Genomic DNA, 22,672 nt, shown 5'->3' with positions numbered 1-22,672 from the left:
ATGAGCAAACCCAAAATCCTCGTTGCCCGTTCGATCTTTCCCGAGACCATTGCCCGTCTCCAGGAACACTTCGAAGTCGAGTCCAACCCGAACGACGAAAGCTGGAGCAAGGCCCGGCTGATCGAAAAACTCCAGGGCAAGCAGGGTGTCTTCACCACCGGCAGCGAGCGCATCGATGCCGAGGTGCTCGATGCCTGCCCCGACCTGAAGATCTGCGCCAACATGGCTGTGGGCTACAACAACTTCGACATCGACGCGATGACGGCGCACGGCGTGCTCGCCACCAACGCACCGGACGTGCTGACCGAGACCACGGCCGACTTCGGGTTCGCGCTGCTGATGGCGACGGCGCGCCGCATCGCCGAGAGCGAGCATTTCCTGCGCGCGGGCAAGTGGGAAAAGTGGAGCTACGACATGTTCTCCGGCTCGGACATCCATGGGTCCACGCTGGGCATCGTCGGCATGGGCCGCATCGGGCAGGGCATTGCGAAGCGGGGCGCACACGGCTTCGGCATGAAGGTGATCTATCACAACCGATCGCGGCTCGACGCCTCGCTCGAGGCCGAATGCAAGGCCGGCTACGTGAGCAAGGATGAGTTGCTGAAGACCGCCGACCACGTCGTGCTCGTCGTGCCCTACACGCCGGCATCGCATCACACCATCGGCGCCGCCGAGCTGGCGCTGATGAAGCCCACCGCCACGCTCATCAACATTGCGCGCGGCGGCATCGTCGACGACGCGGCACTCGCGGCAGCGCTGCGCGACAAGCGCATTGCTGCGGCCGGCCTCGACGTGTTCGAGGGTGAGCCCAAGGTCCATCCCGACCTGCTCACGGTGCCCAACGTCGTGCTCACGCCTCACATCGCGAGCGCGACGGTGCCCACACGCCGTGCCATGGCCGACCTCGCGGTCGACAACCTCATCGGCTATCTCGTGAACAACAAGCCGGTCACGCCCCTCAATCCCGCAGTCCTTGCGGCCAAGTAAGAAGACAACGACACCCGTGATCGAAACCTGGATCCTGCTGGCCCTCGCGGCCCTGAATTTCATACTCATCCTGTGGCTGCTGCTGCGCAAGCAGCCGGCGCCTGACCATTCGACGCTGGTCGCGACCCTTGGCGCCGGCAACGAGCGCATCGAGCGCGAACTTCGCCATGAGATCGGCGAATCCTCGCGCGGCGCCCGACAGGAAACGGCGCAAGCCTTCGCCACCTTCCAGCAGGCGCTGGTTCAACAGGGCGCGGAGGCCACGCGCACGCAGAACGCGCAGATCGACGCCTTTGCGCAGCAGCTCGCGCTGCTGCAGAAGACGTTGGCGGACACGCTCAACACCCAGCTTCAGGGGCTTAGCGAATCGAATGCGCGCCGGCTTGCCGAAGTGCGGGCGACGATGGAAACCCAGCTCGCGCAACTCCAGCAGAACAACAGCGCCAAGCTCGACGAGATGCGCAAGACCGTCGACGAGAAGCTGCAGAGCACGCTCGAAGCCCGTCTGGGCGAGAGCTTCAAGCAGGTGGCGGACCGTCTCGAACAGGTCCACAAGGGACTGGGCGAAATGCAGACGCTCGCGGTCGGCGTGGGCAGCCTGCAGCGGGTTCTGACCAACGTGAAGACCCGCGGCGTGTTTGGCGAGGTGCAGCTGGAGGCGCTGCTCGAACAGGTGCTGACGACCGACCAGTACGCCAAGCAGGTCGAAACCAAGCCGCGCAGCGGCCAACGCGTGGACTTCGCGATCCGCTTTCCAGGTCGCGGCGGCGATGGCGCGCCGGTCTGGTTGCCCATCGATGCCAAGTTTCCGCGCGACGACTACGAGCGCCTGCTGGACGCGCATGAGCGGGCCGATCCCGGCGCTGCCGAGATTGCGGCCAAGGCGCTGGAAACGCGCATTCGTACCGAGGCAAAGTCGATCTCCGAAAACTACCTCGCGGCGCCGCACACCACCGACTTCGCGATCCTCTTCCTGCCGGTCGAGAGCCTGTACGCCGAAGTGCTGCGCCGTCCCGGCCTGATGGATGCGATCCAGCGCCAGCACCGCGTGACGCTCGCCGGTCCGACCACGCTGCTGGCGATGCTCAACAGCCTGCACATGGGCTTTCGCACGTTGGCGCTTGAGCAGCAGGCCTCCGAAGTGTGGAAGGTGCTCGGTGCGGTCAAGACGGAGTTCGAACGCTACGGCGAATGGGTCTCGCGCATCAAGGAGCAGGTGGCCAAGGCCTCCGACACGCTCGACAAGGCGGACACGCGCGCCAAGCAGATGCGGCTCGCGCTGCGTAAGGTGGAGGCGCTGCCCGAGGCGCAATCCCAGGCGCTGCTGCCGCCCGCCGACGGCGAGGACGATCTTCAGACGTGAATGCCGGCCTGCTTCGCCTGATCCTCGCGCAGGTCTGCCTGCATGCGGCGATGACAGGCACCCGGCTGGCGGCCCCGCTGCTGGCGCTGCGCGAGGGTTACAGCGCGGCTGCCGTTGGGGTCCTGCTGGCACTGTTCGCGTTGACGCAGGTGTTCCTGGCACTGCCCGCCGGGCGCTTCGCGGACCGGCATGGGCTGCGACGGCCGTTGACCATCGCTGTGGTTTCAGCCTCGGCCGGGGCTGCAATGGCTGCGGTGCTGCCGGTATTCCCGGTGCTTTGCCTCGCGGCGCTCTTGACCGGCGGCGCCACCGGCATCGCGGTGATCGCGCTGCAGCGCCACGTTGGCCGCGCGGCGAGCAATCCCACGCAACTGAAGCAGGTGTTCAGCTGGCTCGCGATCGCGCCGGCTGCGGCCAACTTCGTCGGACCCTTTGCCACGGGGCTTCTGATCGACCACGCCGGCCCCACACCCGGCGATGTGCTGGGTTTTCGGGTGGCTTTTGCCTTGCTGGCGCTTCTGCCGGTCGCTTGCTGGATGCTGGCGCGCGGAACGGCTGAACTCCCCCCGGTGCGCCTGCCACCCGGTGCGCCCAAGCCGCGTGCCTGGGACCTGCTGGCCCAGCCGATGTTCCGCCGCCTGCTGTTCGTCAACTGGCTGCAGTCCGCATCGTGGGATGTTCACACCTTCGTGCTGCCGATCCTGGGCCATGAGCGCGGGCTGAGCGCTTCGATGATCGGCTCCATCCTCGGCGCCTTCGCCGTGGCTGCGGCCGGCATTCGCGTCGTGCTCCCGCTGGTGGCGTCGCGCTTCAGCGAACGCGGCGTGATCACCGCGTCCAACGTCGTCACGGCGCTGGTCTTCGTGGCCTATCCGTTCATGACCTCGGCGCTCGGCATGGGCGCCTGCTCGGTGGTGTTGGGCGTGGCTCTCGGCGCGGTTCAGCCGATGGTGATGAGCATGCTCCACCAGATCACGCCCCACGCGCGGCACGGCGAAGCGCTCGGCCTGCGCGTGATGACGCTCAACGCCTCCAGCGTCGCCATGCCCATGCTTTTCGGCGCAGCCGGCGCCCTGATCGGCGTCGCGGGCGTGTTCTGGATCGTGGGCGGCGTCGTGGCGCTAGGCACCCGCTCGGTCTGGGGCCTCCAGGCCCCGAGCGCCGATGCGCACGGCTAAGGCAAGTCTGGGGGCGAGCTAAAGCTTGTAGAAGTTCTTGATGTAGTCCCAGGCGTCCTGGGGCGCGTCCACGTACTCGATCAGCTTCACGTCATTGGGCGAGATCACGCCTTCCTCGGCCAGGAACTCGAAGTTGATGAGCTGCTTCCAGTAGTCCGAGCCGAACAGCACGATCGGCACGGGCTTGGCCTTGCGGGTCTGCACCAGCGTGATGACCTCGAACAGTTCGTCCAGGGTGCCGAAGCCGCCCGGGAAGGCGACCAGCGCCTTCGCCCGCATCATGAAATGCATCTTGCGGATGGCGAAGTAGTGGAACTTGAAGCTCAGCGCCGGCGTGACGTAGGGGTTGGCTTCCTCTTCCATCGGCAGCGCGATCGCCAGGCCCACCGAGAGACCACCGCCTTCGTACGCGCCACGATTGGCCGCCTGCATGATGCCGGGGCCGCCGCCGGTGCACACGAAGAGCTTGTCCTGGGGCTCCCTGTCGTTGCTGTACTGCGCGACGAGCTTGCCGAAGGCACGCGCCTTCTCGTAGTAGTGGGAGCTGCGTGCCAGCTTGCGCCAGCGGTCGGCGGCTACGGTATCGCCCGATGCCTCGGCCTGGGCGATCAGGGCACCCGATTCCTCTTCGCTGCGAAAACGCGCGCTGCCGAAAACGACCACCGTGTTCTCGATGCCGTGGGCGCGCATCTCGAGGTCGGGCTTCATGAGTTCCAGTTGCATGCGCAGGCCGCGCGTTTCGCGGCGCAGCAGGAACTCCGGGTCGGCGAAGGCCAGGCGCGAGGGATCGGTATGCAGTGGAAGCCCCTTGTCCGCATGGGCCTGCAGGGTGGCCCAGGCGTCGGCGAGGCGTTTGTCGTGGAGGTCGTGTGTGCTGTTGGGCATGGTCTTGCGAGGAAAGCGAAGCTGAATTGTGCGCCTTGCAGATTTCGGGCCCGGCGGGCCGGAACGCACGAAAAAAAGGCTCCCGAGGGAGCCTTTTTTCAGGGTGAGCAGGCGCTTAGACGCGCTTGCGGTATTCGCCCGTGCGGGTGTCGATTTCGATGCGATCGCCTTGCGCCACGAAGAGCGGCACGCCGATCTCGAAACCGGTCGAGATCTTGGCCGGCTTCATGACCTTGCCCGACGTGTCGCCCTTGACGGCCGGCTCGGTCCAGGTGATTTCGCGCTCGACGCTGGTCGGCAGTTCGACGGAGATGGCCTTGCCGTCGTAGAACACCACTTCCACCGGCATGCCGTCTTCGAGATAGTTGAGCGAGTCGCCCATGTTCTCGGCTTCGACTTCGTACTGGTTGAATTCGGTGTCCATGCAGACGTACATCGGGTCGGCGAAGTAGGAATAGGTGCATTCCTTCTTGTCGAGCACGATCTGCTCCATCTTGTCGTCGGCCTTGAACACGACTTCGGTGTTGAAGTTGGCGATCAGGCTCTTGAGCTTCATGCGCACGGTGGCGGAATTGCGGCCGCCGCGGCTGTATTCGGTCTTGAGGACGACCATGGGGTCCTTGCCGTGCATGATCACGTTGCCAGCGCGGATTTCTTGAGCGATTTTCATAAACAGGGTCTCTGGATGTTGGCCGCTCGGTGCGTCATCGGGCCCTTTGGCCCTCTGTCGCATTCACCGCGGCGGGTTCAGCGGATGGTGCGGCAATCGGGGTGAAGCCCCGGCCGGAAATCCGCAAAGCCCGCAATTTTAGCTTTTTTGGGCGACGAAACGGCGCAGGCGGGTCAAAAGGTCGTCCTGATCGAGCAGGCATGTCCGTGCCGCCAGCGCGGTCGAACCCCAGGATTCGAGCGTTTGCGGGGTCAGTTCCGGCAAGTGGCCCTCGGCCATGCCGTTCCAGAGATGGTGAAAGCGGCGCAGGGACGGAGAGGCGTTCAGCCAATGCATCAACGCTTCCAGTTTGCTGTGGTGCGCATCGTCATCCTGCGGGTAGATCTGCCAGATGAAAGGCGCGCCGGCCCAGATGGCTCGGACCAGGGAGTCTTCCCCGCGCACGAAATTCAGGTCGCAGGCCCAGAGCAGGTGGTCGAAATCCTGCTGCGACATGTAGGGCAACCACGAAATCGACAGCGCGCCGCGCTGCGCAGGGCCGGGTGGCAGGGCGGCTGCGGCGCGTCCCGCGGTGACCAACAGCCGGGTCGGTTGGCCGGAGCGCTCGAACTGGGCGAGCAAGGCTTCGAGTGCTGGCGGTTCGTAGCAGAACAGCGACACGAGGCGCTCGCCCTCCCAAGGAATGCCCTGTTGCGCCAGCCAGGCGCCGCGATCGAAGCGCTCGCGCCGCGCCGCGAGCTCAGGTTCGCGCAGCAGGCCGCCCGTCGCGGTGGTGAAACCCGGGTAGAAGAAGTGCTTGGTCAGGCCCGCGCCCGGATCCCTGAAAACGGGGGAGGGCAGTCCATGCAGGCGCTCCACATAGGGCTCGGCCGACAGGTATTCCAGATTGATCCATCGGTGACTGGAGCCCCCCGTGGGCGCCTGCCGTGCGAACAGCCTGATGACTTCAGGTGCGGGATCGCAGCCGAATGCCTCGATCAGCACGTCTGGCGCGGGGGCGCTGGCAACCTGGATTTCCACCGTCGCTGCCGTCCAGTCGACGACGGAAACCCCTTCGCACCCCGCGGGTGCCATCCAGGCCAGCGCCGAGGAATCGTCGATCCACAGGCGCACCGTTTCGCCCTGGGCGCCGAGCGCGGCGGCCAGCCGCCAGCAGACGCCAGCGTCGCCATGGTTGTCTATCACCTTGCAGAAAATGTCCCAGCGCATCGCGGGATACTCTACAGCCCCCTCACGGAGACACCGGAGACAGCTTCCATGTCACAACACTCCGCCGACATCCTCTGGCAACGCGACGGCCAGGACTTCGTCGGCAATCGCTACAGCCGCCGCCACACGATCCGCTTCGACGGCGGGGCCGAATGGGCCGGCTCGTCCTCGCCGCACGTCGTGCCGCTGCCGATGTCGGACGCCACGGCCGTCGACCCTGAAGAGCTCTTCGTCGCCTCGCTGTCGAGTTGCCACATGCTGTGGTTCCTGTCGATCGCGGCGTCGCGCGGCTTTTGCGTGGAACGCTATACCGACCGCGCCGATGGCCGGATGGGGCGCAGTGCCGCCGGCAAGGTGGCGATGACGGTCGTCACATTGCGGCCGCAGGCGCTTTTCTCGGGCGAGCGCCTGCCGACGCGCGAGCAGATCGAAGCCATGCATCACTCGGCACACGACCAGTGCTTCATTGCCAATTCGGTCCATACCGACGTGCGCTGCGAGCCAGTGCTGGAAGACGGGACCCCACAGTAAAGACGATGGCTGAAACGCATTCCGATCAATTGCTCAGCGAAGTGGCGGCATTGCCGCAGTTGCCTGGCGTCTATCGCTATTTCGACGCAGCGGGTGCCGTGCTGTACGTCGGCAAGGCGCGCAATCTCAAGAGGCGCGTGGCGAACTATTTCCAGAAGAACCATGGCGGCACCCGCATCGGCCACATGATCTCGAAGATCGCCCGCATGGAGACCACGGTGGTGCGCTCCGAGGCCGAGGCGCTGCTGCTCGAGAACAACCTGATCAAGACGCTCAAGCCGCGCTACAACATCCTGTTTCGCGACGACAAGAGCTATCCGTATCTCAAGATCGCCTCGCATACCTTCCCCCGGTTGGCGTACTACCGTGGATCGGTCGATCGCAAGCACCGCTATTTCGGGCCGTATCCGAGTGCCTGGGCGGTCAAGGAGTCGATCCAGCTGCTGCAGAAAGTGTTCAAGCTGCGCACTTGCGAGGACACGGTCTACAGCAATCGCACGCGGCCCTGCCTGCTCTACCAGATCAAGCGCTGCAGCGGCCCCTGCGTGGGCTACATCACGCCGGAGGAGTACGCACAGGACGTGGCCAACGCGGAGGCCTTCCTCATGGGCGAGACGCAGGCCGTCCTGACGCAACTCGAGGCGCGGATGATGTCCCACGCCGAGAAGCTGGAGTTCGAGCAGGCGGCCGAGTTGCGCAACCAGATGTCGGCGCTGTCGCGTGTGCTGCACCAGCAGTCGGTGGAGATCGCATCCGACAAGGACGTGGACATCCTCGCCGTCAAGGTGCAGGGCGGCAAGGCCTGCGTCAACCTGGCTATGGTGCGCGGCGGCCGGCACCTGGGCGACCGCGCCTACTTTCCCGTGCATGTGGAAGACGCCACGCAGATCCAGCATGGTGAACGGGATACCGACGGCGACGACGAGCCGCCGATGTCCGACGCGGTCGAGGTGCAGGTGCTGGAGGCCTTCATCGCACAGCACTACATCGACGTGCCCGTGCCGGCCACGCTGGTCCTGAGCGAACTGGTGAGCCGCGAACTGATCGAGGCCGTTTCCCAGCAAGCGGGGACGCGCGTGACCGCCGTGTTCCAGCCGCGGGAGCAGCGTCGGCACTGGCTGGAAATGGCGTGCAAGAACGCCGCGCTCCAGCTCGCGCGCCTGCTCGCGGAGGAGGGCTCCCAGCAGGCACGCACGCGCGCGCTAGTCGATGCCCTCGAACTCGCACCGGATGACCTCGACAATTTCCGCGTCGAGTGCTTCGACATCTCGCACACAGCGGGCGAAGCGACACAGGCTTCGTGCGTCGTGTTCGAGCATCACGCCATGCAGAACCGCGAATACCGGCGCTACAACATCGAGGGCATCACGCCGGGCGACGACTACGCTGCGATGCGGCAGGTGCTGCATCGCCGCTACGGCAAGCTGGCCGAGGCGATGGCGCAGGAGACCGATGCACCGCCCGCCGGCGATGCCGCGGGCGCGGGAACGGACGCAAGGCCCGGCACACGCGGTGCGCGCATGCCGGAGCTGGTGCTGGTCGACGGCGGCAAGGGCCAGGTGTCGATGGCGCGCGAAGTGTTCAGTGAGCTGGGTCTGCCGCTGTCGCTGATCGTGGGCGTTGAAAAAGGCGAAGGCCGCAAGGTCGGGCTCGAGGAACTCGTGTTCGCCGATGGCCGCGAGAAGGTCTATCTCGGCCGCGATTCGGCCGCGCTGATGCTGGTTGCGCAGATTCGCGACGAGGCGCACCGGTTCGCGATCACCGGCATGCGCGCCAAGCGGGCGAAGATCCGGGTGGGCGGCAGTCAGCTCGAAGACATTCCGGGCATCGGCCCCAAGCGCCGTGCGCGCCTGTTGCAGCGCTTCGGCGGAATCCGGGGTGTGGCGGCAGCCAGTGTCGAAGACATCGCCTCGGTCGAGGGAATCGCATTCGATCTTGCTGAAGAGATCTACAGGGCATTGCACTGAGCGCCTCGGCTCCCTTCGGACGGGCCATATACTCGTTCCAATGTTCTGGACCCTGCCAACGATCATGACCTGGACGCGCATCGTCGCGATCCCGTTGATCGTGGGTGTGTTCTACCTGCCGCTGTCGGAGCCGATGCGCAACCTGATCGCGACGGTGATGTTCATCGTATTCGCGGCCACCGACTGGCTCGATGGCTTTCTGGCGCGCCGGCTCAACCAGACCTCGGCGTTCGGCGCCTTCCTCGATCCGGTCGCCGACAAGTTCCTGGTGTGCGCCTCACTTCTCGTGCTGGTCCACCTGAATCGTGCGGACGTGTTCGTGGCGCTCATCATCATCGGCCGCGAGATCGCGATCTCCGCGCTGCGCGAATGGATGGCGCAGATCGGGGCGGGCAAGAGCGTCGCGGTCCACATGGTCGGCAAGGTGAAGACCGTGGTGCAGATGGTGGCGATTCCGTTCCTGCTCTTCGACGGCATGCTTTTCGGCGTGATCGACACCGGTGCCTGGGGGCAATGGCTGATCTGGATTTCCGCCGTGCTCACCGTCTGGTCGATGGTCTACTACCTCCAAAAGGCCATACCCGAAATCCGGGCCCGGGCGAAATGACGGGCGCGGCCCGCTCGGCGGGCTGGCTGCGCGTCATGCCGGCAGTCTTCGTACTGATCTGGAGCACCGGCTTCATCGTGGCGCGTTATGGCATGCCCTACGCGCCGCCGCTCAAGTTCCTCTCGGTGCGCTATGCGCTCTCGGTGGTCTGCTTCCTCGTCTGGGTGCGGCTGGCTCGCGTCGCGTGGCCACGGGACCGGGTGCAGTGGGGCCATCTCGCCGTGACCGGCGTGCTGATGCAAGCGGGCTACCTGGGCGGCGTCTGGGCCGCTGTCAGGGTGGGCATGGGCTCCGGGCTCATTGCGTTGCTGGTCGGAATTCAGCCGGTGCTGACCGCGGTGTGGATGTCGATGAACGGCGGCACGATCACGCGTCGTCAGTGGGCGGGGCTGTTCCTCGGGTTCCTGGGCCTGGTGCTGGTCGTTTCACGCAAGCTGGGGCAGGGCGGGGAAGTCAGCGTGCTGACCATGGGGTTGGCGTTGATGGCGCTGCTGTCGATCACAGCCGGCACGCTGTATCAGAAGCGCTTCGTCGCGCCCTGCGACGTGCGCAGCGCGAACGCGATCCAGCTTGCCGCGGCGTTGCTGGTCACCTTGCCCTTCGCTTTGCTGGAGGCCGACAGCATCCAATGGAACCTGGCTTCGGGTGGCGCGATGGCATGGTCCGTCCTGGCCCTGTCGCTGGGCGGCAGCTCGCTGCTCTACATCCTGATCCAGCGTGGCACCGCGACCGCCGTCACGAGCCTGCTCTACCTCGTGCCGCCGTGCACTGCCGTGATGGCGTGGCTTCTGTTTGCGGAGCCGATCACCGTGGTGACGCTGGCGGGCATCGCGACGACGGCCGTCGGCGTGAGCCTGGTGGTCCGCGGCGAGCGCTGAGAGCTCAGCGCGACGGCGGGCGGTCGACCTTCCACGGCTCGCCGCGAAAGCGCTCGACCAGGAAGTCGATGAGCACCCGCACGCGCCGGGGCGTCTTGGGTCGCCACGGCGCAACCCATTGAATGTCGGCGTCCGGCATCGCGAGCTGCGGGAGCACGCGCACGAGTTCGCCCGAGGCGAGATGGGGTGCGATATCCCAGAGACTGCGCAGCATGATCCCGCGCCCCGCCAGGCACCAGTCGCGCACCATCTCGCCCGAGTTGCTCGACAGCGGGCCTCGCACGTGGACCCGAACGGTGGTGCTGTCCTTGATGTGGCGGAGTGTCCACAGCGCGAATTCGCGTTCGCTGCCTTCGCTGTTCTCGCGCGCCACGAGGCAGTCGTGCAACGCGAGCGCGGCTGCGTCGGCTGGAACGCCACGGCGTTCAAGATAGGCCGGCGCAGCCGCCAGCACGCGCTGATTGCGCGCGATGCGGCGCGTGACCCAGTCGCCCGCGCGGCGATGTTGCGGCTGCCACAACCACACCGCGCCATCGTGCCCTTCGGCGCCGAGGTCGGGCAGCTTCTCCCCCAGGGTGAGCTGGATCTGCAGACCGGGATGCTGTTCGTTGAACACCCCGAGCGCCGGTCCGAGCCAGCGCCTGCCGAACCCGAAGGTGGCGACGAGCCGGATCGTGCCGCTCAGCTCGCTCTGCCGTTCGCCAAGTTCGTTCTCCAGCGCTGCGAAGCCATCGAGGAGGCCCTTGGCATGCAGGCACACCGCTTCGCCTTCCGCCGTGGCACTGAGCCTGCGCGTGGTGCGGTCGAACAATCGCTGGCCCAGTCGCGCCTCCAGCGCGCCGAGGCGCTTGGTCACCACCGAAGGAACGACGTTCAACGCGAGCGCGGCGCCGGCGAGGCTCCCGCGCCCGCGGATCGCCATCACGAGCTCCAGGTCACTGCGTTCCATTGCTGCCATTTGGGAAAGTATCAATTGGCTGATTGTTGCTTGATGAAGAGAGACGTGCAACGCACAATTCGTCGCATGCTCGCTTCGTTCTCCACCTTCGATGTCTTGCGCGACGGTGTCCGCCTCCACGGACGCGTTGGCGGCAGCGGTGCACCCTTGCTGCTGCTTCATGGGCACCCGCAGACGCACGTGATCTGGCATCGCGTGGCGCCTGTGCTGGCCGAGCATTTCACCCTGGTCCTCCTCGATCTGCGCGGCTACGGAGACTCTGGCCGACCGGTGGCCGATGCGGCCCACGCGCGTTACAGCAAGCGCGAGATGGCGCTCGATGCGCTGGCCGCCATGCGGCATCACGGTTTCGAGCGCTTCGGCGTGCTGGCACATGACCGGGGTGCCCGAGTCGCCCATCGGCTGGCGGCGGACCATCCGGAGGCGGTGGAGCGCCTCATGTTGCTCGATATCGCGCCGACTCTCGCGATGTACGAGGACACGTCCGAAGCCTTTGCGAAGGCCTATTGGCACTGGTTCTTCCTGATCCAGCCGCCGCCATTGCCCGAAGCGCTCATCGAATCGGATCCGGTGCGCTATGTGCGCAGCGTCATGGGCAGCCGCCATGCGGGGCTTGCACCCTTTGCGCCGGAGGCGCTCGCCGAGTACGAACGCTGTGCATGGATCGACGGCAGCGCGAAAGCCATCTGCGAGGACTATCGGGCCTCGGCCACCATCGACCTCGACCACGATCGCGCCGACATCGCCGCCAGCCGCAAGCTCGCGCAGCCGCTGCGCGTGCTGTGGGGCGAACATGGCGCGGTCGGACGCTGCTTCGACGTGCTGGCACTGTGGCGAGAGCGCGCCGACGACGTATCGGGCGAAACGCTGCCCTGCGGTCACTACATTCCCGAAGAAGCGCCGCTCGACCTGTTGGCACAGGCGCTTCCCTTTTTCAACGCGACCCACAAGGATTGAGACATGAGCACCCAACGAATCGCAGTCATCGCCGGCGATGGCATCGGCAAGGAAACCATGCCCGAAGGCTTGCGTGTGCTGGATGCTGCAGCGCGCAAGTTCGGCATCGACCTGAAATTCGACCACTTCGATTTCTCGAGCTGGGACTACTACGAGAAGCACGGCAAGATGTTGCCCGACAACTGGAAGGACCAGATCGGCGGGCACGACGCCATCTTCTTCGGCGCGGTCGGCTGGCCGGAGAAGATCGCGGACCATGTGTCGCTCTGGGGCTCGCTGCTGCTCTTTCGTCGGGAGTTCGACCAGTACATCAACCTGCGGCCCGCGCGGCTGATGCCGGGCATCGTGGCGCCGGTGGTCCGTCGCGACGGCACGCCCCGGCAACCGGGTGAGATCGACATGTACATCGTGCGCGAGAACACCGAGGGCGAGTACTCGAGCATCGGCGGCCGGATGTACGAAGGCACCCCGCGCGAGATCGTCGTGCAGGAAACCGTGATGTCGCGCGTCGGCGTGGACCGCGTGCTGAAGTTCGCGTTCGAGTTGGCGCAGTCGCGCCCGAAGAAGCATCTCACCAGCGCCACGAAGTCCAACGGCATCTCGATCACCATGCCCTACTGGGACGAGCGCGTGGCTGCGATGGCGCAGGGCTACCCGGGGGTGAAGCTCGACAAGTTCCACATCGATATCCTGACGGCCCACTTCGTGCAGCGCCCTGACTTCTTCGATGTGGTGGTGGCGAGCAATCTGTTCGGTGACATCCTGTCGGACCTGGGCCCCGCTTGCACCGGCACCATCGGCATCGCGCCCAGCGCCAACCTGAACCCGGAGCGCACCACGCCGTCGCTGTTCGAGCCGGTGCACGGTTCCGCGCCGGATATCGCGGGCAAGGGCATTGCCAACCCGATCGGTCAGATCTGGTGTGGCGCGATGATGCTGGAGTTCCTCGGCCACAAGGCTGCGCACGACGCGATCCTGTCGACGATCGAGAAGGTGCTGGCCCCCGGCAGCGGCGCCCCGCGCACGCCCGACATCGGCGGAACCGCGAGCACGAGCGACCTGGGCAAGGCGATCGCCGAGGCACTTTGAAAAAGACTTGTCAAAACGCCACTAAAATCGCGCTCCTCGCTGCGTTCTAGGGGGGAGTGTCGTATTGACACCCTGTAGACCAGTGGTTGTAATCCCTGTCGGCAGCGCGCTGCCGGCGCGTCAGAACTGCCACCCTTTTCTTCGAATTTCGCCCCCGTGACATCGTCACGGGGCTGGCATCGCTTCTGACGACTGATCAACAATTTTCCTGCAAGGGGCCCTTGTGAACAAAACCGAACTCATTGAGCACATCGCAAAGAACGCCGATATCTCCAAAGCAGCCGCCACGCGCGCACTCGAATCCACCATCGGCGCCATTCGTACAACGCTCAAGAAGGGCGGCTCCGTTTCGCTCGTCGGTTTCGGAACATTTGCAGTAGGAAAGCGTGCCGCCCGGACCGGCCGCAATCCGCGCACCGGCGACGCGATTAAAATCAAGGCCGCCAAGATCCCGAAGTTCCGTCCCGGCAAGGCGCTGAAAGACGCGCTGAACTGAGACACTGTTTTCCGGTGGGGTGCTTAGCTCAGCTGGTAGAGCGGCGCCCTTACAAGGCGTAGGTCGGGGGTTCGAGCCCCTCAGCACCCACCACCCGAAGCAAAGGCGAACAGAGTGTTCGCCTTTTTTGTTGCCGTCCCGCAATCCGTCACAGAGAGTGCCCCAGCATGTTTGATTCCTTCCGCAAGTACAACAAGATCATCATGGTGTTCTTGTTCTTGCTGATCATTCCTTCGTTCGTGCTTTTCGGCGTCGATCGCTACCAGGGAGATGGGCAAGGCGAAAAGGTCGCGCGCGTCGCGGGCCACGACATCACCCGTCCCGAATGGGATGCGCAGCACCGCAACGAGGTCGACCGGATCCGCCGGCAGGCGCCCAACATCGAGCCGGCCCTGCTCGACTCTGAAGCAGCGCGCTACGCCACCCTGGAACGCATGGTGCGGGACCGCGTGCTCGCGGCAGCGGCGTCCAAATCGAACATGACGGTGTCCGAGGAGCGGCTCGCACGCCTGTTCGCCGCGGACCCCGGCCTCGCTTCGTTCCGTACGGCCGATGGCAAGTTCGACCGGGAAAGCTTCATGCGCGCGACCGGCCGGACGCCCGAGCAGTACGAAGCGTCGGTTCGTGCCGACCTCGCAACGCAACAGGTGTCTCTGGGCGTTTCGGGCACCACCTTCGCGACCGCCGCTCAAGCAGCTGCGGCGCTCAACGCCTTCTACGATCGGCGCGAGATTCAGGTGGCGCTGTTCAAGCCCGCCGATTTCGCATCGAAGGTCAACGTCAGCGATGCCGATCTCCAGGCCTTCTACAAGGACCACACGGCGCAGTTCCAGGTGCCTGAACAGGCCAGCGTCGAATATCTGGTCCTGGACCTCGAGGCCGCCAAGAAGAACATCTCGGTCAGCGAGGCGGACCTGCGGAGCTACTACGACCAGAACAGCGCGCGCTTCGGTACCAAGGAAGAACGTCGTGCGAGCCACGTCCTGATCGCTGCGCCCGCGAGCGCACCGGCCGCCGAGCGCGAGAAGGCGCGAGCCAAGGCCGAGCAGTTGCTGGCCGATCTCAGGAAGGCACCCAACACCTTTGCCGAGGTGGCACGCAAGAATTCGCAGGATCCGGGCTCGGCGGAGAAGGGTGGCGACCTCGATTTCGTCACGCGCGGCGCGATGGTCAAGCCGTTCGAGGATGCGATGTTCGCGCTCAAGAAGGGCGAGATCAGCAACGTCGTCGAGACCGAATTCGGTTTCCACATCATCCAGCTCAACGACATCAAGCCGGCCGTGGTCCCGCCTTTCGACAAGATGCGCACCACCATCGAGAACGAGGTGCGCAGCCAGCAGGCCACGCAGGAGTTCGCCAAGGCCGCCGAGATCTTCACCGACATCGTCTATCAGCAGCCGGACAGCCTGAAGCCGGCTGCCGAGAAGCTCAAGCTCACGATCCAGTCGGCCAGCAATGTCGGACGTACGCCCGCGCCGGGTGCTGCTGGCGCGCTGGCCAGCCGCAATTTCCTGAATGCGCTCTTCGCTCCCGATACGCTCGAGCGCAAGCACAACACCGAAGCCATCGAAATCGGGCCCAACCAGCTCGCATCGGGTCGCGTTACGCAATACAGCCCGGCGCGAGCGCTCCCCTTCGAAGAGGTCAAGGACAAGGTTCGCACGCAGCTCATTGCCGAGCGCGCGGCGGCCCTTGCAAAGGCAGAGGGCGAGGCCAAGCTGGCTGCCTGGCAGGCAAATCCCGCGGGCGCGACTTTCGGTGCACCGGTAACGGTTTCGCGGCTGGAAACGCAGTCGCAGCCGCCCGCTGTCATCGAAGGCGCATTGCGTGCCGATACCAGCAAGCTGCCGGTTCTCGTTGGAACGGATCTTGGATCACAGGGCTTTGCCGTCGTGCGCGTCATCAAGGCCGTGCCTCGCACGCCGCCCGCGCCGGAGTTGGCGAAGCAGGAGAACGAGCAGTTCGCGCAGGCCGTGGGCTCGGCGGAGAACGCCGCCTACTACGACCTGCTGAAGAACCGCTTCAAGGCCGAAATTTTGGTTCCGAGGCCCTCGGATTCGACGACGGGCGCCGAACGCTAGTTTTTTCACGCTACAATTGCAGGCTGCGGTGGCTGTAGCTCAGCTGGTAGAGTCCCAGATTGTGATTCTGGTCGTCGTGGGTTCGAGTCCCATCAGCCACCCCAAACTTCATTGACGAAAAGCGCCGACCGAATGGTCGGCGCTTTTTTTTGTGCCTGTCGTACTTGCGGCAATTGACTTTTGAATTAGAATTTTCGCTTTCTAATTCGAGGATTAGCACCGATGGCCTCATCCCTTGCCGACATCAATTCCCAGATCAAGAAGCACGACGAGCAGATTGCGCAATTGCGCAAGCAAGCTGAAGAGCTGAGAAATCAAGAGCGCTCTGGAGTGATCGAGGAGCTGCGCAAGAAGATCGCTGAATACGGTTTGACTGCAGCTGATCTCAAACTCACGGCGCGCGTCGGCAAGCGCAGCGCAGGGGTTGTTGCCACCAAGACCGCTGCAAAGTACCGCAGCCCCACCGGTGAGACCTGGTCCGGTGGCCGTGGGCGCAAGCCGCGCTGGATCACGGAGGCACTGGCTGCTGGCAAATCGCTGTCGGACTTCGAGATCAAGTAAAGCCTTCGACTCGGCAAAGTAAAAAGCCCGCTCATGCGGGCTTTTTTTATGGCCTTGGTGTGCCTCAGTTGACCAGCACCAGCTTGCCCTTGACGCCGCGTGAACCCATGTGGGCGTAGGCCGCCTTGAGGTCCGCCATCGGTACGGCGCTGTCGATGACGGGCTTGATCTTGCCCTGGCCGTACCACTTGGCCAATTCGGCCATCATCTGTGCGTTGGCCTTGGGCTCGCGCTTGGCGAAATCGCCCCAGAACACGCCGACCAGCGATGCACCTTTGAGCAGCATCAAATTTAAAGGCAGCGAAGGAATGGGGCCTGCGGCGAAACCGACGACCAGATAGCGTCCGCGCCAGCCGATCGAACGAAACGCCGGTTCGGCAAATTCGCCGCCGACCGGGTCGTAAATGACGTCAGGTCCTTTGCCATCGGTTGCCGCTTTGACCGCATCACGAAAACCGTTCGGAAGCGCGTGCGTGGTGTAGTTGATCGTGATGTCCGCACCGATGGATTTGCAGAGTTCGCATTTTTCATCGGTCGACGCGGCCGCGATGACTTTGGCACCCGCGGCTTTTGCGATCTGGATGGCTGCAGTTCCGACGCCGCCGGCTGCACCGAGCACGAGCACCGTTTCACCAGCCTTCAATTGCGCGCGGTCGATCAATGCGTGCCAGGAGGTCGCGTAAATCATGATGAAAGCGGCGGCATCGACATAGCCGAAGCCTTCGGGAAGCGGCATGCAAAGTGCAGCCGGGGCGAGCGTATGCGTTCCGAAACCGCCGGTGCCGGACAGGCATGCAACGTTCTGCCCAACCTTGAGATGCGTGACGCCTTCGCCCACGGCGGTGATCACGCCGGCGTATTCGGACCCCGGCACGAAAGGCAGCGGCGGCTTGATCTGGTATTTGTTCTGCACGATCAGCAGATCGGGAAAGTTCAGGCTTGCCGCCTTGATTTCGACCAGCACCTGTCCGGGTCCAGGCGTCGGGGTTGGCAGTTCCTTCCACGTGAGGGCGTCGACGCCGGTGGGGTTTTCGCAGAGCCATGCGTGCATGCTCGTGTCTCCTATCAATGAGTCTGGGGGCAATGGATGCGGACCATGATAGGCGGGGCGTCCCAACGGTGTTGTCCCAGCCGTGACGCACCCGCCGCCTACAATCGCGCCCACTGATAGACGCCATGAAGATACTTATTTCGAACGACGACGGTTTCCAGGCTCCGGGCATCGTCGCATTGCACGACGCACTGAAGGAAATAGCCGACGTCGAAGTGGTCGCGCCCGAGCACAACAACAGCGCCAAGTCGAATGCGCTCACGCTGGCTGCACCGCTTTACGTGCACACCGCTCACAACGGATTCCGCTACGTGACCGGAACGCCGGCCGATTGCGTGCACATCGCGTTGAAGGGCTTGCTCGACTATCGGCCCGATCTGGTCGTGTCCGGCATCAACAACGGCGCCAACATGGGCGACGACACGATCTATTCGGGCACTGTCGGAGCCGCGATGGAAGCCTATCTGTTCGGTATTCCGGCGATCGCCTTCTCCCAGATCGAAAAGGGCTGGGCTCACATTGACGCCGCGGCCCGCGCAGCGCGGCGACTGGTCGAGCAGATCGAACGGGAGCAGATGCTGGGTGGCAACGCATTCCTGCTCAACGTCAATGTGCCGAATCTTCCTTTCGACGAACTGAAATCAGTCCAGGTGTGCCGATTGGGTCGCCGCCATGCCGCGGAGAAAGTCATCACGCAGGACAGCCCTCGCGGCGAGACGATGTACTGGATTGCCGGCGCGGGCGGAGCAAAGGACAGCGGCGAGGGCACCGACTTCCATGCGACGGCGGCCGGCCACATCGCGCTGACCCCATTGCAGATCGATCTGACCGATCACGCCAATCTGGGACAGTGGCGCGACACGGTGGCCCGCCTCGGCGAGCGCTCCTGACATGGCAGCAGGCCAACGCCCGGGGTTTCCCGTGCGGCTGACGCCCACGGCTTCTGCGGCGACGCGCGGGCGTCTTCCCGCGGTGCCTGCCAAACCGACGGTCCACAGCACGACACCCTCGATGGCGTCGGATGCGGTCCGTGCGCGGATGGTCCAGCGTCTGGCCGCACAAGGAATTGCCGACGCGCGCGTGCTGCGCGCGATGGGCACGGTGGAGCGGCACCTGTTCGTGGATAGTGCACTGGTCAATCAGGCGTACGAAGACACGAGCCTCCCGATCGGGCTGGGCCAGACCATCTCGAAGCCCAATGTAGTTGCACGCATGATCGAATTGCTGCTCGGTGCGCCTGCATTGGCGGGCAAGCCCGGCGATCGACTCGGACGAGTGCTCGAGATCGGTACCGGCTGCGGCTACCAGGCCGCAGTGCTCAGCCACGTCGCCTCGGAGGTCTACAGCATCGAGCGCTTGCGAGGGTTGCACGAGCGAGCGCGCGCGAACCTTCGTCCCTTCAGATTGGCAACGGTTCATCTGTTGCTTGGCGACGGGATGATCGGGTACGCCAAGGGCGCGCCCTATGCCGGAATCATCGCTGCGGCGGGCGGCGAGGCCGTGCCGGAGGCATGGATCGCGCAGTTGGCGGTGGGCGGAAGAATCGTCGCTCCGACGCAATCCGCAACGGGCGGCCAGGCCCTGGTTGTCATTGATAAAACCGCACGCGGCGCCGAGCGTCGCATTCTTGAGGCGGTTCACTTTGTCCCCCTAAAATCGGGAATTGCTTGAAGGAAGAACACATGCAGGGTATTGGCAATCGGGGCTGGCTTGCCGGCATGACGCTGGTGGTTTCGCTCGTGATTGCGGGTTGTGGTGCACCGCGTGGTCCGGTGCCAGTCGAAGACCGCGGCACCATGACTCGTACGCCGGTTGCAGCCACCAACGGAGCAACTCTTCCTGGTGTGCCGCCGATCACCACGGATGCCAACGGCAAGCCGCTGGCGGGCATCGAGAACTACGGAAAGCCCGGCTATTACGCGGTGCGTCCGGGTGACACCATCCGTCGCATCGGCACGGAAACCGGTCAGACCTGGCAGAACATCGCGCGTTGGAACAATCTCGACAATCCTGACCTGATCGAAGTGGGCCAGGTGCTCCGCGTGATTCCGCCCGTTGGCGGCACGGCTACGGCAGCGACGGCGCCCGCAACGACCGATGCGTCCGGCGTCGTCACGCGCCCGGTGACGCAACCGATCGTCGCACCTGCGACTGCGGCCACCGCGGCTGCGGCTGCAGCTGGGGCTGCGGCAACTCCTGGCGCCACCACGAGCGCGGCGACCAAGCCGACTCCGCCGGTCACTGCTTCGCCAACGCCGCCAGCTGCCTCGGCCTCCGGGGATGAGGACGTAGGCTGGATCTGGCCTGCCCAGGGTTCATTGATCGCGGGTTTCGACGAGGCCAAGAACAAGGGGCTCGATATCAGCGGCAAGGCGGGCGATTCGGTCCTCGCGGCAGCCGATGGTCGCGTCGTCTACGCGGGCGCGGGACTGCGCGGCTACGGCAATCTCATCATCCTGAAGCACAACAACACCTACCTGACCGCCTACGCGCACAACCGTACGCTGCTGGTCAAGGAAGATCAGTCGGTGCAGAAGGGGCAGAAGATTGCCGAGATGGGCAACAGCGACGCAGACCGCGTCAAGCTGCACTTCGAAATCCGCCGTCAGGGCAAGCCGGTCGATCCGGCGCGGTACCTGCCAGCGCGCTAGCGTCATGACCGCCTCCCGCCTTCATCGCACCCCGGTCGTGCGGCGAGTGGCGGGCAACGGCGGCACCTCGGGCTTCGAATCATCGAACGCTTCGGAGTCTTCGATCCCCATGCGGGGCACAGTGGACCGCACCGCCGGCGAGGGCCTCAACGAGAATCCCCGCGAAGCGATACCAGCCGATCTCGGCGGTGACGGCGGCGACTCATTGACGATCTATCTGCGCGAGATCCGGCGCACGCAGCTGTTCACGCCCGATGAAGAATATCGAACGGCCTGCGCCGCGCGCAGCGGCGATTTCGCAGCGCGGCAATCGATGATCGAGCACAACCTGCGGCTCGTCGTCAACATCGCCAAGTCCTACCTTGGGCGGGGCGTGCCGATGGCGGATCTGATCGAGGAGGGCAACCTCGGTCTGATGCATGCGATCAACAAATTCGAACCGGAGCGCGGCTTTCGCTTCTCGACCTATGCAACCTGGTGGATTCGGCAATCGATTGAGCGCGCGGCGATGATGCAGGCGCGTGCCATCCGCTTGCCGGTGCACGTGGTGCGCGAGTTGCAGCAGGTGATGCGTGCGCGTCGTGCGTTGGAAGGCGACCCCGAATTCATCGCCCGTCGGCCTGACGGCGTGCGCGTCGAGGACGTCGCCGCGCTGCTCGGCCGCGAGGTGCAGGATGTGGCGGACCTGATGGCGCTCGCCGAAGCGCCACGCTCGCTCGACGCCGGCGGCGAGCGCGGCGACGACAGCTTCACGCTGGCGGACACCGTGGCGTCGGATGACGAAGGCGGCGATCCCACCGGCGTGACGCAGACCCACGAGGTCGAGAAGCTGCTCGATCAATGGATCCTGGTGTTGACCGAGCGTGAACGCGAAGTGCTCGAAGGCCGCTACGGCCTGCATGATCGCGATCCGGAGACGCTGGAAGTGCTGAGCGTTCGTCTTGGATTGACCCGCGAACGTGTCCGGCAGATTCAGAACGAGGCGCTGGCCAAGATGCGCCGGCAACTGGCGCGCGCAGGCGTGCAGCGGGACGCGCTCCTCTAGGCTGCGAGGACCGAGCTCCCTGCAGCCTGAGACAATCCAGGCATGACGGAATCGATAGAAAAGAAAGAAGCGCAGCGCCCCCGCGATGAGTGGCTGCAAGTCGAGTCGCTCGACCTGGATGCGCAGGGCGTGGCGCACAAGGCCGACGGCATGGTGGTGTTCATCGAAGGCGCCTTGCCCTTCGAAGAAGTGCAGTTCAACGTGCACCGCAAGAAGAACAACTGGGAGCAAGGTACCGTGACGGCGATCGCCCGCGAATCATCGCAGCGCGTGCGGCCAGGGTGCCCGCACTTCGGCTTGCATGCAGGTGCCTGCGGGGGCTGCAAGATGCAGCACCTCGATGCGGCTGCGCAAGTCGCGGTGAAGCAGCGTTCGCTCGAGGACAACCTCTGGCACCTCGGCAAGGTGCGGCCCGAGAACGTGTTGCGGCCGCTTGAAGGGCCCGCCTGGCACTATCGCTATCGCGCGCGCCTTTCCGTGCGTCACGTGGTGAAGAAGGGCACGGTTCTCATCGGCTTCCACGAGCGCAAGAGCCGCTATCTGGCGGACATGAAGGTGTGTCCCGTCTTGCCGGCGCAGGTCAGCGACATGCTCCTGCCCTTGCGCGAATTGATCGGCTCGATGGACGCGCGCGAGACCTGCCCGCAGATTGAACTGGCCTGCGGCGACTCGCCGGATGGCACGGGCCGCCTGGGTGTGATCGCCCTGGTGCTGAGGCACCTGGAGCCGCTGTCCGATGCCGACGTGGCGCGACTCAAGGCGTTTGCGTCCAAGAACGAAGGCGTCCAGTGGTGGCTGCAATCCAAGGGACCCGAGACCGTTAAGCTACTGGAGGAGGGCGGAGAAGCGCTGGCGTACGGGCTCCCCGAATTCGGCGTCACGATGCCTTTCAAGCCGACCGACTTCACGCAGGTCAATCCCCACATCAATCGTGTGCTGGTCGGCCGCGCCTTGCGGCTGCTCGATGTGCAGCCCGACGAACGTGTGATCGACTGGTTTTGCGGTCTGGGCAACTTCACCTTGCCGTTGGCGAGCCGGGCGCGGGAGGTGCTGGGCATCGAAGGCAGCGACACGCTGGTGGCGCGTGCCACGGACAACTACGAGCGCAATCGCCCCGCGGTGCCCGGGCGGCGCGCACTTGCGCCGACGAGCTTCGTTGCGCGCAATCTCTTCGAGATGACGCCGGCGATGCTCGTGGCAGACGGCGCCGCGGAAAAGTGGCTTGTCGACCCGCCGCGCGAAGGCGCGTTCGCTCTGGCCAAGGCGCTCGCGGATCTGCACCAGCAGGTCGAATTGCATCGGGGCGGCTGGGCTCCGCCCAAACGGATCGTCTATGTGAGCTGCAACCCCTCGACGCTGGCGCGTGACGCGGGCCTGCTGGTTCACCAGGCGGGGTATCGATGCACCTTCGCGGGGGTGGTCAACATGTTCCCTCACACCTCGCACGTAGAGTCGATCGCCGTATTCGATCTGGCATGAAAAAAGGGCCCCTCGGGGCCCTTTTCGAC

The 22,672-nt window shown here is 64.9% G+C and carries 22 protein-coding genes and 2 tRNA genes; 19 read left to right on the top strand and 5 right to left on the bottom strand.

Annotated features, from left to right (window positions below; translation table 11 throughout):
• From QTH90_RS07350 to QTH90_RS07340, 3 genes are read left to right on the top strand one after another with little or no spacing between them, the layout of a single operon-like run.
• Positions 1-987 carry a 2-hydroxyacid dehydrogenase gene (locus QTH90_RS07350; RefSeq protein WP_286663817.1) on the top strand — a complete coding sequence of 329 codons (987 nt, stop codon included), beginning with the start codon at positions 1-3 and terminating at the stop codon, positions 985-987.
• A gap of 19 nt (positions 988-1,006) precedes the next feature.
• Entirely contained in the window at positions 1,007-2,350 is a 1,344-nt protein-coding gene (locus QTH90_RS07345) for a DNA recombination protein RmuC (protein WP_286664490.1), read from the top strand.
• Complete coding sequence (locus QTH90_RS07340; protein WP_286663816.1) at positions 2,347-3,528, top strand: MFS transporter; 1,182 nt, start codon at positions 2,347-2,349, stop codon at positions 3,526-3,528. The genes QTH90_RS07345 and QTH90_RS07340 overlap by 4 nt, the downstream gene beginning before the upstream one ends.
• Positions 3,529-3,546: 18 nt before the next feature.
• Here the strand turns inward: QTH90_RS07340 and QTH90_RS07335 are convergent, their stop codons facing one another.
• From QTH90_RS07335 to earP, 3 genes are all read right to left on the bottom strand, one after another.
• Positions 3,547-4,413: an LOG family protein gene (locus tag QTH90_RS07335; protein ID WP_286663815.1), complete on the bottom strand. Its 867-nt coding sequence runs from the start codon at positions 4,411-4,413 to the stop codon at positions 3,547-3,549.
• A gap of 115 nt (positions 4,414-4,528) precedes the next feature.
• Positions 4,529-5,083, bottom strand: coding sequence for an elongation factor P (gene efp / locus QTH90_RS07330; RefSeq protein ID WP_286663814.1), 555 nt, complete (start codon positions 5,081-5,083; stop codon positions 4,529-4,531).
• Positions 5,084-5,221: 138 nt separating this feature from the next.
• The gene (gene earP, locus QTH90_RS07325; protein WP_286663813.1) at positions 5,222-6,292 is read right to left on the bottom strand and encodes an elongation factor P maturation arginine rhamnosyltransferase EarP; all 1,071 of its coding nucleotides are present in this window, start codon (positions 6,290-6,292) and stop codon (positions 5,222-5,224) included.
• A gap of 48 nt (positions 6,293-6,340) precedes the next feature.
• Here earP and QTH90_RS07320 point away from each other — a divergent pair, with 48 nt between their 5' ends.
• From QTH90_RS07320 to QTH90_RS07305, 4 genes are read left to right on the top strand one after another with little or no spacing between them, the layout of a single operon-like run.
• A complete protein-coding gene (locus tag QTH90_RS07320) occupies positions 6,341-6,823 on the top strand; it encodes an OsmC family protein (RefSeq protein WP_286663812.1) in 483 nt (160 codons plus the stop codon).
• A 5-nt stretch (positions 6,824-6,828) separates the two neighbouring features.
• Positions 6,829-8,790, top strand: coding sequence for an excinuclease ABC subunit UvrC (uvrC, locus tag QTH90_RS07315; protein WP_286663811.1), 1,962 nt, complete (start codon positions 6,829-6,831; stop codon positions 8,788-8,790).
• 40 nt (positions 8,791-8,830) lie between these two features.
• Positions 8,831-9,397 carry a CDP-diacylglycerol--glycerol-3-phosphate 3-phosphatidyltransferase gene (gene pgsA, locus QTH90_RS07310; protein WP_286663810.1) on the top strand — a complete coding sequence of 189 codons (567 nt, stop codon included), beginning with the start codon at positions 8,831-8,833 and terminating at the stop codon, positions 9,395-9,397.
• Complete coding sequence (locus QTH90_RS07305) at positions 9,394-10,275, top strand: DMT family transporter (RefSeq protein WP_286663809.1); 882 nt, start codon at positions 9,394-9,396, stop codon at positions 10,273-10,275. Before pgsA ends, QTH90_RS07305 begins: the two co-directional genes overlap by 4 nt.
• Positions 10,276-10,279: 4 nt before the next feature.
• Here the strand turns inward: QTH90_RS07305 and QTH90_RS07300 are convergent, their stop codons facing one another.
• Positions 10,280-11,224 carry a LysR substrate-binding domain-containing protein gene (locus QTH90_RS07300; RefSeq protein ID WP_286664489.1) on the bottom strand — a complete coding sequence of 315 codons (945 nt, stop codon included), beginning with the start codon at positions 11,222-11,224 and terminating at the stop codon, positions 10,280-10,282.
• A 75-nt stretch (positions 11,225-11,299) separates the two neighbouring features.
• On the opposite strand from QTH90_RS07300, the gene QTH90_RS07295 reads away from it, so the two are divergent.
• The 7 genes from QTH90_RS07295 (at position 11,300) to QTH90_RS07265 (ending at position 16,417) form a co-directional block, all read left to right on the top strand.
• Positions 11,300-12,190, top strand: a complete 891-nt coding sequence (locus QTH90_RS07295) for an alpha/beta fold hydrolase (RefSeq protein WP_286664488.1) — start codon at positions 11,300-11,302, stop codon at positions 12,188-12,190.
• A 3-nt stretch (positions 12,191-12,193) separates the two neighbouring features.
• Positions 12,194-13,279, top strand: a complete 1,086-nt coding sequence (locus QTH90_RS07290; RefSeq protein WP_286663808.1) for a tartrate dehydrogenase — start codon at positions 12,194-12,196, stop codon at positions 13,277-13,279.
• Positions 13,280-13,502: 223 nt separating this feature from the next.
• Entirely contained in the window at positions 13,503-13,775 is a 273-nt protein-coding gene (locus tag QTH90_RS07285) for an HU family DNA-binding protein (protein WP_007830705.1), read from the top strand.
• A gap of 17 nt (positions 13,776-13,792) precedes the next feature.
• Positions 13,793-13,868 (top strand) — tRNA-Val (locus QTH90_RS07280).
• Positions 13,869-13,942: 74 nt separating this feature from the next.
• On the top strand, positions 13,943-15,856 hold the full coding sequence (locus QTH90_RS07275) for a SurA N-terminal domain-containing protein (protein ID WP_286663807.1): 1,914 nt from the start codon (positions 13,943-13,945) through the stop codon (positions 15,854-15,856).
• A gap of 28 nt (positions 15,857-15,884) precedes the next feature.
• Positions 15,885-15,960 (top strand) — tRNA-His (locus QTH90_RS07270).
• A 118-nt stretch (positions 15,961-16,078) separates the two neighbouring features.
• Complete coding sequence (locus tag QTH90_RS07265; RefSeq protein ID WP_286663806.1) at positions 16,079-16,417, top strand: H-NS histone family protein; 339 nt, start codon at positions 16,079-16,081, stop codon at positions 16,415-16,417.
• 64 nt (positions 16,418-16,481) lie between these two features.
• On the opposite strand, the gene QTH90_RS07260 is transcribed toward QTH90_RS07265, so the two are convergent.
• On the bottom strand, positions 16,482-17,468 hold the full coding sequence (locus QTH90_RS07260) for an NADPH:quinone oxidoreductase family protein (protein WP_286664487.1): 987 nt from the start codon (positions 17,466-17,468) through the stop codon (positions 16,482-16,484).
• Between the two features lie 125 nt (positions 17,469-17,593).
• Here QTH90_RS07260 and surE point away from each other — a divergent pair, with 125 nt between their 5' ends.
• Genes surE through rlmD form a run of 5 tightly spaced genes read left to right on the top strand, consistent with a single transcriptional unit; the run spans position 17,594 to position 22,643 of the window.
• Positions 17,594-18,358, top strand: coding sequence for a 5'/3'-nucleotidase SurE (gene surE, locus QTH90_RS07255; protein WP_286663805.1), 765 nt, complete (start codon positions 17,594-17,596; stop codon positions 18,356-18,358).
• A gap of 1 nt (position 18,359) precedes the next feature.
• Positions 18,360-19,139 (top strand): protein-L-isoaspartate(D-aspartate) O-methyltransferase, encoded by a 780-nt coding sequence (locus QTH90_RS07250; RefSeq protein ID WP_286663804.1) that lies wholly within the window; start codon positions 18,360-18,362, stop codon positions 19,137-19,139.
• 11 nt (positions 19,140-19,150) lie between these two features.
• Entirely contained in the window at positions 19,151-20,119 is a 969-nt protein-coding gene (locus QTH90_RS07245) for a peptidoglycan DD-metalloendopeptidase family protein (RefSeq protein ID WP_286663803.1), read from the top strand.
• 4 nt (positions 20,120-20,123) lie between these two features.
• Positions 20,124-21,164, top strand: a complete 1,041-nt coding sequence (locus QTH90_RS07240; protein ID WP_286663802.1) for a sigma-70 family RNA polymerase sigma factor — start codon at positions 20,124-20,126, stop codon at positions 21,162-21,164.
• A gap of 42 nt (positions 21,165-21,206) precedes the next feature.
• Positions 21,207-22,643 (top strand): 23S rRNA (uracil(1939)-C(5))-methyltransferase RlmD, encoded by a 1,437-nt coding sequence (rlmD, locus tag QTH90_RS07235; protein ID WP_286663801.1) that lies wholly within the window; start codon positions 21,207-21,209, stop codon positions 22,641-22,643.
• Positions 22,644-22,672: the final 29 nt, after the last annotated feature.

This window comes from Variovorax flavidus, assembly GCF_030317145.1.
GTDB classification, from domain to species: Bacteria; Pseudomonadota; Gammaproteobacteria; order Burkholderiales; family Burkholderiaceae_C; genus Variovorax; species Variovorax flavidus.
Note: the sequence above shows the minus strand (reverse complement) of the source record. Positions and strands in the feature narration are given on the sequence as shown.

What these genes read in the sequence shown, in the direction of transcription:
- QTH90_RS07350 (WP_286663817.1), top strand. Translation starts at nt 1, where the DNA reads ATGAGCAAACCCAAAATCCTCGTTGCCCGTTCGATCTTTCCCGAGACC.
- QTH90_RS07335 (WP_286663815.1), bottom strand. Translation starts at nt 4,413, where the DNA reads ATGCCCAACAGCACACACGACCTCCACGACAAACGCCTCGCCGACGCC.
- efp (WP_286663814.1), bottom strand. Translation starts at nt 5,083, where the DNA reads ATGAAAATCGCTCAAGAAATCCGCGCTGGCAACGTGATCATGCACGGC.
- earP (WP_286663813.1), bottom strand. Translation starts at nt 6,292, where the DNA reads ATGCGCTGGGACATTTTCTGCAAGGTGATAGACAACCATGGCGACGCT.
- QTH90_RS07320 (WP_286663812.1), top strand. Translation starts at nt 6,341, where the DNA reads ATGTCACAACACTCCGCCGACATCCTCTGGCAACGCGACGGCCAGGAC.
- uvrC (WP_286663811.1), top strand. Translation starts at nt 6,829, where the DNA reads ATGGCTGAAACGCATTCCGATCAATTGCTCAGCGAAGTGGCGGCATTG.
- pgsA (WP_286663810.1), top strand. Translation starts at nt 8,831, where the DNA reads ATGTTCTGGACCCTGCCAACGATCATGACCTGGACGCGCATCGTCGCG.
- QTH90_RS07305 (WP_286663809.1), top strand. Translation starts at nt 9,394, where the DNA reads ATGACGGGCGCGGCCCGCTCGGCGGGCTGGCTGCGCGTCATGCCGGCA.
- QTH90_RS07300 (WP_286664489.1), bottom strand. Translation starts at nt 11,224, where the DNA reads ATGGAACGCAGTGACCTGGAGCTCGTGATGGCGATCCGCGGGCGCGGG.
- QTH90_RS07295 (WP_286664488.1), top strand. Translation starts at nt 11,300, where the DNA reads ATGCTCGCTTCGTTCTCCACCTTCGATGTCTTGCGCGACGGTGTCCGC.
- QTH90_RS07290 (WP_286663808.1), top strand. Translation starts at nt 12,194, where the DNA reads ATGAGCACCCAACGAATCGCAGTCATCGCCGGCGATGGCATCGGCAAG.
- QTH90_RS07275 (WP_286663807.1), top strand. Translation starts at nt 13,943, where the DNA reads ATGTTTGATTCCTTCCGCAAGTACAACAAGATCATCATGGTGTTCTTG.
- QTH90_RS07265 (WP_286663806.1), top strand. Translation starts at nt 16,079, where the DNA reads ATGGCCTCATCCCTTGCCGACATCAATTCCCAGATCAAGAAGCACGAC.
- QTH90_RS07260 (WP_286664487.1), bottom strand. Translation starts at nt 17,468, where the DNA reads ATGCACGCATGGCTCTGCGAAAACCCCACCGGCGTCGACGCCCTCACG.
- surE (WP_286663805.1), top strand. Translation starts at nt 17,594, where the DNA reads ATGAAGATACTTATTTCGAACGACGACGGTTTCCAGGCTCCGGGCATC.
- QTH90_RS07250 (WP_286663804.1), top strand. Translation starts at nt 18,360, where the DNA reads ATGGCAGCAGGCCAACGCCCGGGGTTTCCCGTGCGGCTGACGCCCACG.
- QTH90_RS07245 (WP_286663803.1), top strand. Translation starts at nt 19,151, where the DNA reads ATGCAGGGTATTGGCAATCGGGGCTGGCTTGCCGGCATGACGCTGGTG.
- QTH90_RS07240 (WP_286663802.1), top strand. Translation starts at nt 20,124, where the DNA reads ATGACCGCCTCCCGCCTTCATCGCACCCCGGTCGTGCGGCGAGTGGCG.
- rlmD (WP_286663801.1), top strand. Translation starts at nt 21,207, where the DNA reads ATGACGGAATCGATAGAAAAGAAAGAAGCGCAGCGCCCCCGCGATGAG.